We start from the raw sequence: 16594 nt of genomic DNA, 5'->3' as shown, positions 1-16594 counted from the left end.
CCCCGGCCTCGCGTCAGAAGCGCGCTACGCAACCCCACTGGAAGCCCCACACAACGCCGAAAGTCTGCTTACCAGCAAACTTGCCGAGGCCCTGGCAGCGGCCCGCCCAGGAGGCGAGCCGTTCGGCGGAGCCGAAGACGGTCATGTCGACGCCGATCTCGGCGATCAGGCATTCGGCCATGCGGCGGTCGACCCCGGGGATCGTGTCCAGCAGGGCGACCTCATCCGCGAAAGGGGCGATCACCCGGTCGATCTCGGTCGAGAGCCGGTCGATGGCCTCGTCCAGGTAGTCCAGCTTGGACAGGATCTCCCCGATGATGATCGCGTGATGGCCGGTGAAGAACGCGGTCAGCGCCTCTTGCAGCKCCGGGATCTTCTTACGGAGCTGGCCCTTGGCGAGCTCGGCGAGCACGACCGGGTCGGTGGTCCCCGCGACCAGCGCGTCGAGGATCGCCCGCCCGGACTTCCCGAGCACATCCGACGCGACCGACGACAGCTTGATCCCCGCGTCCTGGAGGACCTTGTCGAGGCGCTGCGCCTCCCGGGTCCGCTCGTCGATCTGCGCGCGGCGATACCGGGTCAGGTCACGTAGTTCCCGGATCGGCTGGGGCGGCACGAACGACGGGCGGACCAGGCCGTACTCGACCAGCTCCGCGATCCACGCCGCGTCCGCCGCATCCGTCTTACGGCCCGGCACGTTGCGCAGATGCCGGGCATTGAGCAGCCAGCACTCGGCGACCGCGTCCTCCAGAATGTGGAACGGCGCCTTCCAGAAAACCCCGGTCGACTCCATCCCGACCCGGGTCACGCCCAGCCCCGTCAGCCAGTCCCGCAACGCCAACAGCTCACGCGTCGTCGTCCCGAACGTGTGCAACTCGACCCGGCCAGGCCCACCCGGATCGGAGATCCGCGCACAGGCGACGATCTCGTCCTTGTGCACGTCCAGACCGGCGCACCGCGCCACCTGCCGCTCCACCAGACCCCCTCATACATCGAGACAGACCAGGCGGCCGACCGGGGGGATCAGATGATCAAAGAGTCTAAAGGTCGCGCTCGAAGCAGCAGTCCCACGTGCCTGAAGATCCCCACGTCACACTAGAAGACGGGCTCCACCTACGGCACCAAGGCAGCCCGACGTCGACCGGCCGACCACCAGCGATTTTCCATCGCCCCACGTGGCCGGCCAGTAGCCGCGTGAGGTCGATGCGGTGACKCTCGATCGCATCAGCGCCATCCCGGTGGTACTTCGATAGCCGCAGATAGAGCCAGATCGGCCGCGTCCCTGACCGAAMCTCGACGCCGTAGGACCGAAAGGGCGGATAGACCACGGCCCGTGTGCGTCGGCCTGGGCGACGCAGGAACGGGTGTTCTTCGCCTGTTTCGGGGTTGATGGCGATRCCTTCGACCGTTCCGTCACTTAGTTCGCGTTCCATAGGGTGTACTTTAGTTTGCACGACTCAGCGCTTAATAATGTACTTTGGCAGGCTATAGTGGGCCATGCCCTGCTACGCGGCACGCAGGTAGCCACGATCGTTGTCGAGTATCGCGACCGGTTCGGCCGGTTCGGCGTCGAGTATGTCGACGCCGACCTTGCCGCGTCCGGCCGCCGGCTGCTGGTCGTCGACCCCGCCGGGGTGGATGAGGACCCCGCCGGGGTGGATGACGATCTGGTCGGGGACGTGACCGAGATCCTGACGTCGCTGTGCTTCCGGCTGTATGGTCGGGAGGCCGCCGCGGACCGGGTCCGGCGCGCGGTCGCAGCCGCCGTCGAGGAAGCCCGTGAGGGTCCTCCAGGCGTATCGGGTTCGCTCTTGACCCGGAACGACGCCCAGCTCGCCGACCTGCGCCGGTATGCCAGCGCAGGTCGGTTCGTTTACAAACGGAACCTATAGCTCGACGAAGCCGGACACGCAGGTGATCGTGTCGCCGCCGATCCAGACCGTGCCGTCCGCATCAGCGGAGATGTGCACCCGTCCGGTCCGGTGGAGCAGTGTTCCCTGGCTCACCGTGTAGGGTGCGCTCGCTCGCCCGGTCCGGAGCAGCCATTGGGCGACGGACGCGTTGAGGCTTCCGGTTACCGGATCCTCCCTCGTCGTGCCGTTCACGGGGAAGAAGGCCCGAACTTCGAACGTCTCGGTCGACTCGGGCGGATACGGGCCGAGCACGCCGAGATGCAGGTCGACGATGCCCGGTTGCAACGCGAGGACCGCCTCGGCGCTGTCGAGTAGAACAGCAATCCATCCCGGCCCGTTATCCGCCCMCTCGGCGGCCACGATGTCATCGCGGGCGATGCCCAGCGCCGTGCCGATGCGCTGGACGAGGGCCTCCTTAACCGGCCCCGAGCGTCGCAGCGGGGGTGCGGCGAACGCGAGTCCGTCCGCGGTCCGCCGGACGGGAACGAGCCCGGCACCACACTCCTGAACGACCACATCGCCCCGTTCGGCCGGAGGCCGGGTGGTCAGCCAGGCGTGGCAGGTACCCAGCGTGGGATGCCCTGCGAAGGCCAGCTCGGCACCGGGTGTGAAGATCCGGACCCGGTAGTCGGCGTCCGATGAGGTGGGCGGCAGGATGAAGGTAGTCTCCGAGAGGTTCGTCCACCGGGCGAACCGCTGCATCTCCTCCGGGTCGAGTCCCGATCCGTCGAGCACGACGGCTACCGGATTGCCCTGATACGGGGATCTTGAGAAGACATCGATCTGTTGGAAGGGACGCGGCATCGGCCCAGTGTCCCGCGGGCCGCCGGCTGACCGCGCGGATGCAGGTGAGGAATTCCTGGATTCCGATCGCCAGGCGGCTGGAGGCGATGGAGCGTCACCAGGAGCGGGCCGGCGCGGGAACGCATCCGGGTGCATATCAGCATGAAGGCATGAGTTCCTCCGCCGACACCCATGGCCGACCCCGTCACGCCGAAGCGGGTGGCCGCCCGCATCCGCGTATTTCCAACGAGCGGATCGCCTTCGCCCGGATGCRCACCTCGCAGGACCGCGGGGCGGATCTGATCACCTCCTTCGCGGGATCGCTGCCCTTCGTCTACCTGCATGCGGTCTGGTTCGGCGGCTGGATCCTGTTGAACGAGGGCGTGTTCGGCGAGGACGCCGTCTTCGACCGCTACCCGTTCGGCCTCCTGACGATGATCGTCAGCTTGGAGGCGATCTTCCTATCGACGTTCGTGATGGTCAGCCAGAACCGTGAGGCCGCCCGGCAGAACCTCCGTGCCGAACTCGACTTCGAGACCAACCTGCGGTCCGAGGTGTGGTCGGTCCACATCGGGCGGGCGCTCGGGCTTGACCCCGACGAGGTGGAACGGGACGTCCAGGAGCTCGTCGCGCACGCCCGCGCGGAGATCCGTAACGGCCAGGCCCAGCCGATGGGTCCGGGAGTGATGGATCCGGGAGTGTCGTGACGCCTCAGGTTCATCGTCGGCGACGACGCGAATCCGGTGCCTGGTGCCCGGCGCCGGGCGTGTGGGGCCGGGTCAACCGAGCGCGACGATTCAGTCGAGCGTGACGACGAGGCCGCGCAGCTCGTAGGCCGCGATCTCGTCCCGGAGGGTGACCTGGGGTGGGCTGGCCATGTGCAGGCCGTCGAGCATGAACAGCTTGTGCAGGAAGATGTCGGTTTCGTGGATGGCGACGTGTGCGCCGGGGCATTTGTGGGGGCCGTCGCCGAAGCTCAGCCCCGCCGGACTCACGCCGTCGCCGATCGGGCGGGCGGGGCGGACTGTGTACGGGTCGGCGCCGATGGCCTGCGTGTCGATGTTGGTGCTGCTCACCGCGATGTCGATCTGGGCGCCGGCTGGGATCGTTAGCGGGCCGTGCGGGCCCGGTAGCTGGATGTCGGCCGTCGTGCGCCGTTTGAGAGTGGAGATGACCGGTTCCAAGCGCAGGAACTCGTGCAGGATCGCGATCCGTTCGGTCTGGTCAGCGTCGTGGTAGCGGGCGCGCAGTGTGTCGTCGGTGAACAGGTGCCAGGCGGCGACGTTGATGAACTCCCGGGTGGTGATCATTCCTGCGGGTGCGAAGGTGACGCACTCGGCGAAGATTTCGGCATTGGTGCAGCCTTGGTCGATCATGTGTGAGATGAGGTCATCCGTGCGTCGCCGACGGCGGGCGCGTACCGCGGGGCGCACGTCGGCGAGGTAGAAGGCGAGGGCGTGGCGGTTCTGCCGGATGAACTGCCTGATGCCGCGGATGCTGGTGACATTCGGCGGTCCGAGGTCTCCCTGGGCGAACCGTTCCAGGCGGGCGGCCATGCCGGGGCGGCTGTTGGTGAGGCCGATCACCGCGGCGGCGACCTCGACGGCGAGGGCGAAGCTGAGCTCGGACAGGTCGACGCTCCGCTCGCGGCGCAACCGGTCGATCTGCTCGTCGGCGACGCGGTGCATCAGCTCGCGGTAGTGCTCGTCGACCCTGCGTAGAGTGAAGAATCGTGCGGTCAGCCGGCGGCGTTCCCGGTGCTCGGGGCCGTCGCTGTGCAGCACCGGTCGGCGGATCCGCTTGGGAATCGCCTTAGATGCGTCGATACCGAGGCCGGCCTGCTTGGTTTCCAAGCTGCGCAGCACCGCCTGCCCGGCGGCGTACCCGCTGATCCGCCATACGCCGTCGGCGCCCTGTACGACCGGGCATCCGCCGTTCGGGTCTTCGCGGTCGATCTTGCGTGCCGACGTCCCGACGTCGGTCACCACGGGATCCGCCATGGATTCTCCTTCCCAGGGCACTCCGGAAACCGGCCGGGGCGCGGCTTCAGGGCCGTCATGACTGACCGGTGCGGCGATGGAGTGCTGCTGATGCCTATCGAATCGTTGGTGGATGCGAGGGAAAGCCGCCGCCGCCGCCCCTGCGGCTGGCTTGTTCGGGTAACGGCTCGAGGCGGAGTCGGGTGGCATCGGAGGAAGCCGTCGGCCGGACGCCTGAAACCTCTTGCAACCACTTGTGAGCCGGCAATGATGCCCCCTGCGCGGGGAATCCGTGACGGTCCCGGCCATGACGGCCCGCCGGGTTCGGCGGCATTCCTCAACGGTTCTGGCCGCTTTTCACGCTCCGCTTTTCACGCTCCGCGTCCGGGTCCGGGTCCCGTCCGACTTTACCGGAAGGATTGGGAGGGCCGGCTCATTCGTGCCCTCATTCGTGCCCTCCGGGGCGCAGCAGCGGGCCGTGATCTGACTACCCAATTGTGTCAGTTGGTGGGCGGGGCGTTCACGCCGAGCGTGGTCACGGCGCTTTTTCGGAAGCTCGCCGTCATGGTCTACGGCAGACCCGGCAAGGCGATCGCGACGGGAATCACGTGTCGCGCCCTTCCGTGCCGCGTGAAGGATTTCACGCCGACCGGGACGCCCTCCGTGTCCCTCCGTGTCCCGCCGTGTCCCGCCGTACTTCCCGCCGGATGCCACCTCGGTGGTGCGGGTGACGCTCTTCCCGGCCATGGCCGTGCCGGGTTCCCGCTTCACAGCCACCCGCCCACCAGGGTGGGTCTTACGGTCGGCTCCACGGGCGTTTATCGTCTCCGACGTACTGGCGGCGACGAGGTGACGCAGGTTGACCGCGGCGTTGGCGTCGCGGTCGGCCACCAGCCCGCAGGACGGGCAGGTGAAGATGCGGTCCGGCAGGGTCAGGTTTGGGTTTCGCCCGCCACAGCCGGAACAGGTCTTGCTCGAGGGGTACCAGCGGTCCGCGACCACCAGGGTCGATCCGTACCAGAGGGTTTTGTAGGCGAGCTGGCGGCGGACCTCGGCCATGCCGGTATCGGACACGGCACGGGCGAGGCGGCGGTTACGGACCATTCCGGCCACGGGCAGGTCTTCCACCACGATCGTTTCGTGGGACGTCGCGAGCCGGGTGGTGAGCTTGTGCGGCCCGTCGCGGCGCAGCTTCCGCAGCGACCGGGCCAGCGGCTTCGGGTTCGCCACGGTCTCACCGGTCGACAGGACGGCGAGGTGGCGCACCCCGAGGTCGACACCGACCGTCACGGCGGCACGCTGCCGCCGTGACGGGCCGGTGGGAACCTCCCGCTCGACCTCGACGGTGAACGATACGAACCAGCGGCAGGCCGTGCGCGACACCGTGGCGCCTAGGAGGCGGGCCCGACCATTCGCCAGCCGCCCGGTCAGCGCGCCCATCGGCTCGCGGACCTTCACCCGGCCGATCCGGGGCAGCTTCACATGCCGGTCGTCGGCCKGCACGCTGGTTGTTGTTCGGGTCGAGCGCGAACCGGTACGMCCGCAACGCCTTCACGCCGGTCGTCCTTCGTCCACCTGAACACGGTGCCCGTCGGGTTGGCCCGAACGGAGAAGTAGCACGTGATCAACCCGCCGAGGCCGGTCCTGAATGAGGGCTCCGCGTAGGTCTCCTCGTAAGTGTCCTACCAGGGGAAGGCCAACCGGCGGKGTGCCCTGTCGAGGACGCTGGGTGCCCGGTCGAGGACAACACGGCCGGCGAACGTGATGACCGCCAACACTYACGAGCGTTCACGAGGTCAGGTCCCAGATTCGCCGGCCGAAGGCCAGTCGAAGGATCGTGGTCACCGCAGGAGCGGGTGCGGTGGGAGGCCGGCGCACGGTTTACACGGTCTGCGTAGTTCGTGCGGTCAGCGCGGGGTGAGAGGACCGCCGCTACCGCCGCCGGCCTGCCGTGGCCGTCTCGCTGGCCGTCTCGCTGGCCGTCTCGACCGTGTATAACCAGCCAACCGCTGGACCGTTTTCCGGTCAACGAGAACGATCAGATCACCGCCGTACCGGACCGGGAGATGGCCACCCTCGCCATGGCCACCCTCGCCATGGCCACCCTCGCCGTCACCCTCCGCGGGTTCACCTCCGTGATCTCGGGTGTCAGATCCGGTGTTCGGTGAGTACCTCGGCGGTGAGTTCCTGGGCTTTCTGGGCGCGGTCGGGTTGCGCGAGGTGGACGGCCACGAACAGGGCGTCGAGGACCGTCGYGTGGATGATGCGGCTGCTCATGGCCTCGACTCGATAGTTTGTTTCGCTGCTGCCGGCGACGAGGGCTACGTCGGCCAGCCTCGTCAGGGGGGATCGGAAGAAGCTGGTGAGGGCTATGGTCGTGGCCCCTGCCGCGCGCGCCGCGGCGGCGCCGGCCAGGGTTTCGCGGGTCTGCCCGGTGTGGCTGATGGCCAGGCAGGCGGAGGCGGGAGGCAGCAGGCGCGCGGCCACGTGTTGGACGTGGGCGTCGGCGGGGGCTTCGGCGAGCAGGCCGAGAGTGCGGAAGCGGTAGGCGGCGTCCTGGGCGAGCGGGGCGGACGTCCCCGCGCCGATGAGCAGGACCCGGTCAGCGCATTGCAGGGCGTCGACCGCGCGGGTGAATGCCGCGCGGTCGACGGTGCGGGTGGTCTCGGACAGAGCCGACTCGGTGCTGTGGAGGATCTTTTCCAGGATGGTGGCAGGGGAGTCGGCGTGGGTGACGGCCTCGTGGAGGCCGCGTTCGGGAGGAATCGCTTCGCCGGCGAGACGAATTTTGAGGTCGGCGAAGCCCTTGAGGCCGAGATCCTGACAGAACCGGACCACGGTCGCGACGGAGGTGCCGGTCCGGTCGGCGAGATCGGTGACGGTGAGGTGAACGATCTCCCTCGGGTCGTCGAGGATCAGCTGGCCGATCTTGCGACCGCTGGGAGTGAGAGTCGGCAGGCAGGCGCGTAGGTGCGCGATGGTGCCGCCCGGCCCGGGGGTGGGTTGGGCGGGCTCGTCGATCGTCTCGACGGCCGTCGGTCCGGTCATGGTCTCTCCCAACGTCGTCACCATCCTCGCGCTTTTCGGCTTCCAGCTTGCCGGTGGTGCGCTGTCATCTGCCGCACGGGCCGGATGAAGATCTGTTCCTTTGGTAGAAATCATACTGTATGAAAATTCTATCCATCTAATGCATTCCGTTAAGAGGATGTTTCCTTCTGTCTCCGTCTCTCAGCCCTGCCCCCGCTGAGCCCGTTGACCGTCTGCCGTAAGCGAGGAGAGATATGAAGCTGAGCACCGACCGCATCGTGACCGCCCACGTCGGCAGCCTGCCGTGCCCAGGATGCTGGCCGAAGAGGTGCTCCAGCGGGAGCATCACGACCCGACCCCGGAGCGGGCACAGCGGCTGCCGGGAACCATCCGCCAGGCGGCCGCCGAGGCGGTGCGCCGCCATGCCGAGGTCGGCATCGACGTCGGCAACGATAGCGAGATGATCAAGATCGTCTATGCCACCTACGTCAAGGAGCGGCTGAGTGCCTGAGCGCCTGAGTGGCTTCGACGCGACCGCCGGGGCCAGGCCCATCCCGCCGAAGGCACCCGATCATGACCAGCGTCCCGCCGCCAACCGGGCCGTTCCCCGCACCCGACGCGTACTGYGACTCACCCGCTGAGCATCGACCGCATCGCGGCCGAGTTCGGGGGACGGCCACCGTGGCGGACGGGTCCCTGCTGCCGTGTCGGTCGTACAGTTCCGATCCGGAACTGTACTCGGGAGAACAGCACCTGACCGGGCACAACCCGGGCCGTCGCCAACTCCAGGGTCTGGCGAGTACTGCACACCGACCACCGGCGTCCGCTCCCGACCCRTCGGACGGAATTCTCCGTGATCTGGGCGCTCTATTTCTATTCCCCGAGTTCTGCGTAGCCCTCCTTATCACCCTCCTGGTTCTGGCGGTGCCGGGTGGACCCGGCCCAGGCCGACCTCGTTTACCGCACCCACCATTCCGGCGCGCTGGCGGCCATCGTCCTGCACACCACATCCGCGTACCTGGCCCGTTCGGAGAGCCCGACATAATCGTATCGCCGTCCTCACCTGTCCTGGTGAGGACAGGTGAGTCGGAAGATACCGGCCGAACAACTTTCGCCGGCGCCTCCTGGTGGGTACGAAAAAATCCTCTGCACACACGGCACGGACGGACCGTCCGCGCCCGGTTCCCGCCGCCGTGTTAGCCCGGACGGGGTACCTGGTGAGATCGTGCGGGGTAGCACGAGGACGTCGCAGAGTACTGTCGCCAGGGCGATTCAACGTACACGTACGCCGATAAATTACGCAGGGAAGGGGCGTCCCGCCATGCGCTCGCGAAAAATGTATTTTGCCGCCGTCGGTGCTGCCGGCGCCCTGGYCGCCGCCGTGGCCGGTCCAGCCGGTGCCGCGTTCCCCGACGGGGTGCCCGGTTCCAGTCAGGTCACGCTCCCGGGCGGCTTCGCCCTGCGGCCAGATCTCGACGTGAGTATCGACAACGTCGTCGTCAACCCGACCCCGCCTCATATCKTCGCGCAGATCAACCCGTTGTTCCGCGCCTACTCGATCGGGGCGGCCGACATCAACCGGATCCAGAGCCACCTGCGGTCGCTCGACCTGCGATCGGCAGGCGGGCACGGCATGGTCTCGTGGACGCTGAAGAACGTCACCGATCATCCGGTCGCCTTCGGCTGGTTCTCGAAGGAGGGGCGGGGCGGCAACGGGGTGCTGGCGGCGGGTGCCTCGCGCACCTTGGACACGCATTCCTCCCTCGTCGTGGCCCGCGTGTTCGACCAGTCGTGGAACCCCTCACCCCAGCTGCCGACGATCGGTGTGTCGACCCACGGTCGGCCGGTGCCGGCCAGCGGACAGGGCCCGTCGACCGCGGCCACCACTACCGGCCTTACCGGCACCGGTCCTACCGGCACCGGTCCTACCGGCACCGGCCCCGTCGCCCCGGGAGCCGGTATCGTGCCGGGCACGCGGGGCGAGGCGCCCTCGTACCCGCAGGCCTCTGGTGGCGGACAGGCCTCTGGTGGCGGACAGGCCTCTGCTGGCGGACAGACTCCCGGTACTGGGGAGTCGACCGGTGGCGGACAGATCCCCGGTACCGCGAAGGCTCCCGGAACGGGAGAAGCCCCGGCCCAGGAGACGGGCTCGACATCACCCGTAACCAGCGGCACGACACCACAGGGCTCGCCCGGGCAGCAGGGCGGCACCGGCACCAGTACCGGCACGACGGTACCGGCGACGCCGATCACGACGAACACCGTCCCCTTCACGGGATGACCGGCTCTATGGGATGACAGAGGTGACGGACGCGGGCACCCGGCGGCCTCGACCACCCGCCGGCTTGTCGGCGCCGCGCGCGTCGGCCGCGCTGATGGTCGCCGTGTGCGGGCTGCTGTTCCCGGCCGCCTGCGCGGTCGGTGGTGAGGGCATCGGCGCCGGCTCTTCGGCCACCGGTATGTCTTCGGCCATCCCCAGGTCTTCGGTAACCGCCAGGTCTTCTCGCGGCGCGGCGGCCGAGCCGGAGGCGGTGAACACGATTCTGACCGCGACCGTCGCCGGCGTGGACGTCTACCCAACGCCCATGTCCACCTGGCCCGCGTCGCGGCTGAGTAACCCGAATGAGGCGGGCGCGCCACGGGTCTTTCTCGTCACGGCGAGACTGCCCGGATGGTGGCAGGTCCTGCTGCCGATATGGCCCAACGGCAGCCGCGGATGGATCAGGGACGACCAGGTCCGCGCCAGCACCACCGCCTATCACCTGCAGGTCGTCCGCGGAGCCCACCAGTTGCGGCTGTATCGCGGGAACACGCTCATATCCCTGTTCGTGGTGGCGGTCGGAACCACGGACACGCCGACCCCCGGGGGGCGGTACTACCTGACCGAACTGCTGCGGCCGCGGAATCCGACCGGACCCTACGGGCCCTTCGCCTTCGGCCTCTCGGGCTTCTCCACCTCACTGGCCTCCTTCGAAGGCCATGCTCCGATTATCGGTCTGCATGGCACCGACCAGCCCCACACGCTGGGGCGTGACGTCAGCCACGGCTGCATCCGCCTGAGTAACAGCGACATCACCTGGTTGGCGGGCATGCTGCCCCTGGGCACGCCGGTCGACATCGTCGCCTGACCGGTCCCATCTCGACCTCGTCGGGGTCTGTCGCGGATGCGACAGACCCCGATGCCGATCTTGAATTACTCAAGGCTGAACCGGCAGCCCGGCAGCCCGGCAGCCCGGCAGCCCGGCAGCGGCTGGCCGCGGGGCAGAGCCGGTTCTGCGGGGTCGGCTGGGTGGATGTCGGCGCAGGAGCGCGAAGCCGAGGGTGGCGATCCATACTCCACCAGAGTGTGGAGCCGAGGAAGCCCGCCGATTCCCATGCGGGGACCCCGGGGATCGCGGTGGTCAGGATGTCGCCCTGGTTGAGCAGGTAGATGGCGCTTGCGACCAGGCCCAGCATGCCCACAGCGGCGGGAAGCAGACGGCGGCGGAGGATGATCACGGAGATCGTCGTCGACCAGGCGATGGCGAGCGTCTGGCCGAGGTGCTCGCCAAGCAGGGCGCCGCCGAGCTGGTGTTGTGCGAGCCAGGCGGCGTCGACGGCTGCTCGGGTCGTCGTGTCGCCGGCCATGTACTGCCGTGCCAGCGGCGGCACGACGAAAACCCAGCGCAGGAATCCGGCGAGCGCGAGCACGATCGCGGCGGAGCCGACCCAGGTCGCGGCGCGCAGGACGGGATCGTCCCGGCGACCGAGGGCCGTGGGCAGCAGCAGCGTCGGCGGTAGTAGCAGAGCGTAGGTCCAGCCGGTCGCGAACCAGGTCCAGACCAGGCCGGTGCCGCCTCGATGGAAGGACGGAAGGACGACTCGGTGGCCCGATGGACGGCCCCAACGCGCTCGCGCTCAACGAGCGGCTGCTCGCGGCGCTGGCCGACGGCGGGGTGCCGGCGGCGAACGCGGCCCGGTCCGCATATCTGCTGATCGTGTATGTGCTGGGCGCCATCGCGTTGGAGGCCGCCGAGCCGCACGAGCCGGGAACCACCGAGGCGGAGCGGATCGCCGCCCGCCGTGACGCGTTCGCTGCCGTGCCCGTCGAGCATTACCCACGCACCGCCAGCCAGATTGACGTGCTGGCCGCCTACGTCACCACCGAGCAGTTCAGCTGGGGCCTCGACCGTGTCCTTGACGGCATCGAACGCCTCATTGACCCCTGAGCGCGGGCAGTTCGTCGGCGCGGAGTCAAGGCTGTGGGATATTTTCAGTGGCGCTTCTCGCGCGTCCGCATCGAAAATCTTGTCGGGATTTCAGCGGTACCTCCTGGCCGGGCGGTGAACGGCCAATSAATCGGTCGGAATGGCGTCGGAATGGCGTCGGAATGAAGGTGGATAAAGCCGCTGTTCGGTGCTGCTCGATCGCCATCTCGAATGAATCGATAGCGCTGTGTAATAAGTGTTGACGACCTTCGTGGCGTGGGCCACAGTACCGGTTGAAAGTGGTGCTCGGCAGGTTGACCTGCTCGTGGCGACGAGAGGAAGCCGTTTCGAATTCCAGTAGTCTGGGCCAGGTCGGCTTTCCACATAGCCTCGCCGTGGGGCCAGACCTCCGGTCGGAAAAGTCGACCCAACGTTACGAGAGGCTCGATATGCACAACCCGGAAGGGCGCGGCACCTCGCCAGGTCCGGTGGCGCCGACGAGCGCGCGCCGCCTCGGGTCGGGAGCCGTGCGGTCGGGCGGAGACGTGGAAAGGATTCCGCTGTCGGCGGTGCARCACGCAATGCTGTTGCACAGTGGCAGCGCTCCCGGCGAGGGATTCTACGTTCTGCAGAAGTTGTTCACGTTGCGGGAGCAGCTGAATCTGGCGGTGTTCGAGCAGGCACTGCGGGACCTGTTCGACTGGCATCCGATGCTGCGGACCAGRCTTCTGCTGGACCATCCGGACGGTCCGAGCCAGGTGGTCAGCAGTGATGTCGATGTGTCCTTGCCCGCGCGGGACTGGAGGCAGTTGGACAGCGCAACTCGGCAACAGAGCCTGCGCGAATACCTCGACGATGACAAGCGCCGGTCCTTCGATTTCGCGGCCGGGCCCCCGATGCGGTTCGYGGTCTTCCGCATGGATAATCATGAATACGAGTTCGTCTGGACGACCCATCATGCACTGATGGACGGGCGCTCCCTTTTCATGGTGAGCGCGGAACTCTTCGAACGGTACGATCACCTGCTCGTCGGGCGCCGGGCCGAGCGTCCCCGTCCGCGCCCGTACCGGGACTACGTCGCCTGGCTGGCCGAGCAGGACCTTGTCGCAKCGGAGTCGTTCTGGCGTGCCGATCTGGCTGGTGTTACGGAGCCCACGCCATTCGTCGTCGACGTGGTCCGCGTCCCCGACCCCGGTGAGAACGTCCTGACGGCCGTGGAGACCGAGCTTTCGGAAGAGATGACCAGGGCACTGGAACTCCTGGTCCGTGAGCAACAGGTAACCGCTAATAACGTCGTGCAGGCGGCGTGGACGGTCCTCCTGCAACAGCTCAGTGGCCGCCATGACGTAGTATTCGGTACAACCCGGGCATGTCGCGGATTCCTGGACGGCGCCCAGGACATGCTTGGTCTCTTTCTCAATACGCTGCCATTCCGCGTCGTCGCCCCGAGCACGATGACCGTGATCGAGCTGCTGAAGCGGCTGCGACGGCATCAGCTGGCGCTGCGAGAGTTTGAGCACACCTCGCCGACCCGTATCCACACCTGGAGTGATATTCCGGCCTCGCTCCCGATGTTCGAGAGTCTGCTCATCTTTGAGAACTACCTGCCTGCTACCCGGCTGCGGTCGCTGGGGGGTTCCTGGCGGCACCGGGAATTCCGTCTGGAGGAGCAGACGAATTACCCGCTCACTCTCTATGCGAACCACGACCACCGCCTCATCCTCAGGATCGGTTATGACCGCCGCCGTTTCACCGACAAGACGGTAGAACGGATGGGATCCCAGGTTCGGCGGTTGTTGGAGGCGATGGTTGCCGCCCCGGAGGTCCCCCTCGGTGCGCTTCCGAAACTTGCCCCGGAGGAGCTGGCCGGCCGGCGGACGAAGGGACTGGCCGGGCCGGTCGGACCGGTTGAGCCGGTTGAGCCGGGGGAGCCGGCTGGAGTTGTCGAGCACGAGACCGACTGGGTACGGCGCCTGATGTCCGTCGAGYCGCTCGACCTCCCGCGCCGTAATCCGGTCGCGGATCCGCCGCACCGGTACCGGGATATCCGATTCCCCGTCCCCGCTGATCTCGCCGGCGTGGAGGAGAAGATGGCCGCACGGGATGGTGACGGCCGGGGGCGCGATAGGTCCGAATGGTTGCTCACGGTGCTGCTGGCCTTCCTGGTTCGATTCAGCGGTGCGGACGGTCCGGACGTCGACCTGTCGTGGGAAGCCGAATCCGACGCCTCGGGCGGGGATGGCATACCGCTTGCCCGCCATCGGCCGTTCCGGGTGCCCTCGCTCAACGAGAGCCGGGGTTTCCTGGAGTTCCGCCGTGAGGTGGCCAGGCAGCTCCGCCTGTTCAGCGGGCGTAGCGGCCACCCCCGCGACCTAGGGGTTCGTCACGCGGAGCTACGTGCGTGCGCGCCATGGGCCGAGCGCGGCATGCCGGTCGCCGTCGAGCTGGTTGACAATCTCGATGTCGCTGCCGAGCCGCGGTCCGCGACCGTGCTGTTCGCGCAGATCCCGCGAGACGGTGAGGGATGCCGCTGGCTCATCGCCGAGAACGTCCTGCAAACTGGTGCGGCCGACACGATGCGCTCCATGTTCGTCGCGTTCCTCGAGGCCCTCACGGGCTCCGCGACGGCCGATCTGACCCAGCTCCCGCTATTGTCGCCCGAGGACACGCAACGTGTGCTTGTCACCTGGAACGACACGGACGCCGACTACCCGCGCGACCTGTGCGCGCATCAGTTGTTCATACGGCAGGCACGTAGCCGTCCCGAGGCACCCGCCGTCGTCTGCTCTGATCGCAGTCTCTCGTACGGCGAACTTGATCGACGGTCGACGCGCCTCGCCGCGTTCCTCGGTCGCCACGGCATCGGTCCCGGCAGCCTTGTCGGCATCTACCTCGAGCGGTCGGAAGAAATTGTTGTCGCTGTACTCGGCGTGATGAAATCCGGAGCGGCCTTTGTGCCGTTGSATCCGGTGTATCCACCCGACCGCATCACTCAGATGCTCACCAGTTCGGGGTCGACACTGCTGCTCACCCGGACGAGTTTGGAGCCCGATGTCCGGGACTGCCCGGCGACCGTCGTCACGCTCGATCAGTACTGGGATGTGATCGCGACAGCCGGGGGCGGTCCGGGCGAGGAACATGACGAGGAATCTGACGAGGAAAAATATGACCGAGGGTCACCGGAGGGTCGTGCTTATGTAATCTACACGTCGGGGTCGACCGGCCGGCCCAAGGGGGTGGATGTCGGCCACYGGGCCCTGACGAACCTTCTGTGCTCGATGGCGCGGACTCCAGGATTTACCGAGTACGACCGCCTGCTGGCGGTGACCACGGTCTGCTTTGACATCGCCTACCTCGAGCTTCTCCTGCCGCTGGTGACAGGCGGGCAGGTCGAGGTGGTACCCGCCGATGTCGCCAGTGACGGGTTCGAACTGCGGAGACGGATCGAGCGGAGCCGCCCGACGGTCATGCAGGCGACCCCGGCGACCTGGCGGATGCTGATCGCCGCGGCCTGGGAGGGTGACCGTGGCCTGACGGCCCTGTGCGGAGGCGAACAGCTGCCTCGCGACCTCGCTGACGGCCTTCTCGCGCGGGTTGCGAAGGTGTGGAACCTCTACGGCCCGACCGAGACGACGATCTGGTCCTCGGTCGACCGCGTGGAGCCGGGTCGGCAGGTTACGATCGGGCGACCGATCGCCAATACCCGGTTTTACGTCCTCGACAGATGGCTTCAGCCGGTGCCGCCCGGGGTACCCGGCGAGCTGTACATCGGTGGGGACGGGGTGGCCGCGGGCTATCTCGGCGAGCCGGAGCTCACCCGGGAAAGGTTCGTCCGAGACCCGTTCGGACCGGACGAGTCCGCCGTCATGTACCGGACCGGGGACATCGTGCGCCACTTGCCCGACGGCCGGATTGACTACCTCCACAGGGTCGACAACCAGGTCAAGCTGCACGGATATCGCATCGAACCCGGTGAGATCGAAGAAGCTCTGCGCCGGCATGACGGCATCGCTGAGGCGGTGGTCTGCMCACGCGACATCGCCCCCGGTAACCGCCAGCTGGTGGCCTACCTCGTCTCGGCCGAATCCGGCCTCGGCGCGCGGCCGGAGGAACTCCGGCGGTACCTACGTACCCGACTACCTCCCTACATGATCCCGGCTGCGTTCGTGACCGTGACACGTCTGCCGYTGACAGCCAACGGCAAGATCGATCGTCGGTCCCTACCGGGGCCGCCTGAGGTTCTCCCGCCCGCAGGCGGAGAGCGGGTCCTGCCCCGTAGCGAGCTCGAGGCGGCAGTCGCCAGCATCTGGCGGGGTGTCCTGGGGGTGCCGGAGGTCGGAATCGACGAGAACTTCTTCGACGCCGGCGGTAACTCGTTGCTGCTCATGCAGGTTCTGATCCGGCTTCAGGCGGAGCTGTCCGAGTCGCTTACGCGGGTCGACATGTTCGCCTATCCGACTGTCCGGGGACTGGCGGCATACTTGTCCACCGCTGCGCCACGCCGGTCCGGTGACGCCGGATCCGGCGCGCCACACCCTCCCGGACGAGCTGGGGCACCCGAAGAATCCGGGGGGCGTTCCCGGTCAGCACTCGCGGGCCTCAGGCGCAGACGTGGTGGTCTCARCTCCCGCCAGCCACCCGGCGCATGAGGCACCCGGCGCATGAGGCGGGCCCGTCGGCGACGCGTTCGAAAACTCGGCTGGGA

11 protein-coding genes and 2 pseudogenes are annotated in these 16594 nt (G+C 67.8%); 7 read left to right on the top strand and 6 right to left on the bottom strand.

Annotation, left to right across the window (positions count from 1 at the left end; genetic code table 11):
- Positions 1–13: 13 nt before the first annotated feature.
- Positions 14–976, bottom strand: coding sequence for an IS110 family transposase (locus tag Manayef4_RS15710; RefSeq protein ID WP_254665681.1), 963 nt, complete (start codon positions 974–976; stop codon positions 14–16).
- Between the two features lie 553 nt (positions 977–1529).
- Here Manayef4_RS15710 and Manayef4_RS15705 point away from each other — a divergent pair.
- A pseudogene (locus Manayef4_RS15705) lies at positions 1530–1766 on the top strand (IS607 family transposase); the annotation flags it as partial.
- Positions 1767–1886: 120 nt separating this feature from the next.
- Here the strand turns inward: Manayef4_RS15705 and Manayef4_RS15700 are convergent.
- The gene (locus tag Manayef4_RS15700; RefSeq protein ID WP_070132076.1) at positions 1887–2717 is read right to left on the bottom strand and encodes a PhzF family phenazine biosynthesis protein; all 831 of its coding nucleotides are present in this window, start codon (positions 2715–2717) and stop codon (positions 1887–1889) included.
- A 149-nt stretch (positions 2718–2866) separates the two neighbouring features.
- Between Manayef4_RS15700 and Manayef4_RS15695 the strand changes: the two genes are divergently transcribed.
- Positions 2867–3403, top strand: coding sequence for a DUF1003 domain-containing protein (locus Manayef4_RS15695; RefSeq protein ID WP_070132080.1), 537 nt, complete (start codon positions 2867–2869; stop codon positions 3401–3403).
- Between the two features lie 90 nt (positions 3404–3493).
- On the opposite strand, the gene Manayef4_RS15690 is transcribed toward Manayef4_RS15695, so the two are convergent.
- The 3 genes and pseudogenes from Manayef4_RS15690 to Manayef4_RS15680 form a co-directional block, all read right to left on the bottom strand.
- Positions 3494–4696, bottom strand: coding sequence for a cytochrome P450 (locus Manayef4_RS15690; RefSeq protein ID WP_011436398.1), 1203 nt, complete (start codon positions 4694–4696; stop codon positions 3494–3496).
- 711 nt (positions 4697–5407) lie between these two features.
- A pseudogene (locus tag Manayef4_RS15685) lies at positions 5408–6160 on the bottom strand (RNA-guided endonuclease TnpB family protein); the annotation flags it as partial.
- 663 nt (positions 6161–6823) lie between these two features.
- A complete protein-coding gene (locus Manayef4_RS15680; protein WP_254665680.1) occupies positions 6824–7747 on the bottom strand; it encodes a MurR/RpiR family transcriptional regulator in 924 nt (307 codons plus the stop codon).
- A 268-nt stretch (positions 7748–8015) separates the two neighbouring features.
- Between Manayef4_RS15680 and Manayef4_RS15675 the strand changes: the two genes are divergently transcribed.
- The 3 genes from Manayef4_RS15675 (at position 8016) to Manayef4_RS15665 (ending at position 10830) form a co-directional block, all read left to right on the top strand.
- Positions 8016–8213 (top strand): GspH/FimT family protein, encoded by a 198-nt coding sequence (locus Manayef4_RS15675; RefSeq protein ID WP_023841247.1) that lies wholly within the window; start codon positions 8016–8018, stop codon positions 8211–8213.
- Between the two features lie 810 nt (positions 8214–9023).
- Positions 9024–9983, top strand: coding sequence for a hypothetical protein (locus tag Manayef4_RS15670; RefSeq protein WP_175443404.1), 960 nt, complete (start codon positions 9024–9026; stop codon positions 9981–9983).
- Between the two features lie 13 nt (positions 9984–9996).
- Positions 9997–10830 (top strand): L,D-transpeptidase, encoded by an 834-nt coding sequence (locus Manayef4_RS15665; protein ID WP_011436404.1) that lies wholly within the window; start codon positions 9997–9999, stop codon positions 10828–10830.
- Here Manayef4_RS15665 and Manayef4_RS15660 read toward each other — a convergent pair.
- The gene (locus tag Manayef4_RS15660) at positions 10775–11527 is read right to left on the bottom strand and encodes a DUF4386 domain-containing protein (protein WP_217494124.1); all 753 of its coding nucleotides are present in this window, start codon (positions 11525–11527) and stop codon (positions 10775–10777) included. The genes Manayef4_RS15665 and Manayef4_RS15660 overlap by 56 nt on opposite strands.
- A gap of 47 nt (positions 11528–11574) precedes the next feature.
- On the opposite strand from Manayef4_RS15660, the gene Manayef4_RS15655 reads away from it, so the two are divergent.
- Positions 11575–11910 (top strand): TetR/AcrR family transcriptional regulator C-terminal domain-containing protein, encoded by a 336-nt coding sequence (locus tag Manayef4_RS15655; RefSeq protein WP_023841243.1) that lies wholly within the window; start codon positions 11575–11577, stop codon positions 11908–11910.
- 428 nt (positions 11911–12338) lie between these two features.
- The gene (locus tag Manayef4_RS15650) at positions 12339–16538 is read left to right on the top strand and encodes a non-ribosomal peptide synthetase (RefSeq protein ID WP_083282489.1); all 4200 of its coding nucleotides are present in this window, start codon (positions 12339–12341) and stop codon (positions 16536–16538) included.
- Positions 16539–16594 lie beyond the last annotated feature (56 nt).

This window comes from Frankia sp. CgMI4 (assembly GCF_001756285.1).
Lineage (GTDB): Bacteria > Actinomycetota > Actinomycetes > Frankiales > Frankiaceae > Frankia > Frankia casuarinae.
The sequence above is the reverse complement of the archived record's forward strand: the minus strand, read 5'-3'. Positions and strand labels throughout refer to the sequence as shown.

Coding starts and splice junctions, on each gene's coding strand:
- Manayef4_RS15690 (WP_011436398.1), bottom strand. CDS start 4,696: ATGGCGGATCCCGTGGTGACCGACGTCGGGACGTCGGCACGCAAGATC.
- Manayef4_RS15675 (WP_023841247.1), top strand. CDS start 8,016: ATGCTGGCCGAAGAGGTGCTCCAGCGGGAGCATCACGACCCGACCCCG.
- Manayef4_RS15665 (WP_011436404.1), top strand. CDS start 9,997: ATGACAGAGGTGACGGACGCGGGCACCCGGCGGCCTCGACCACCCGCC.
- Manayef4_RS15655 (WP_023841243.1), top strand. CDS start 11,575: ATGGACGGCCCCAACGCGCTCGCGCTCAACGAGCGGCTGCTCGCGGCG.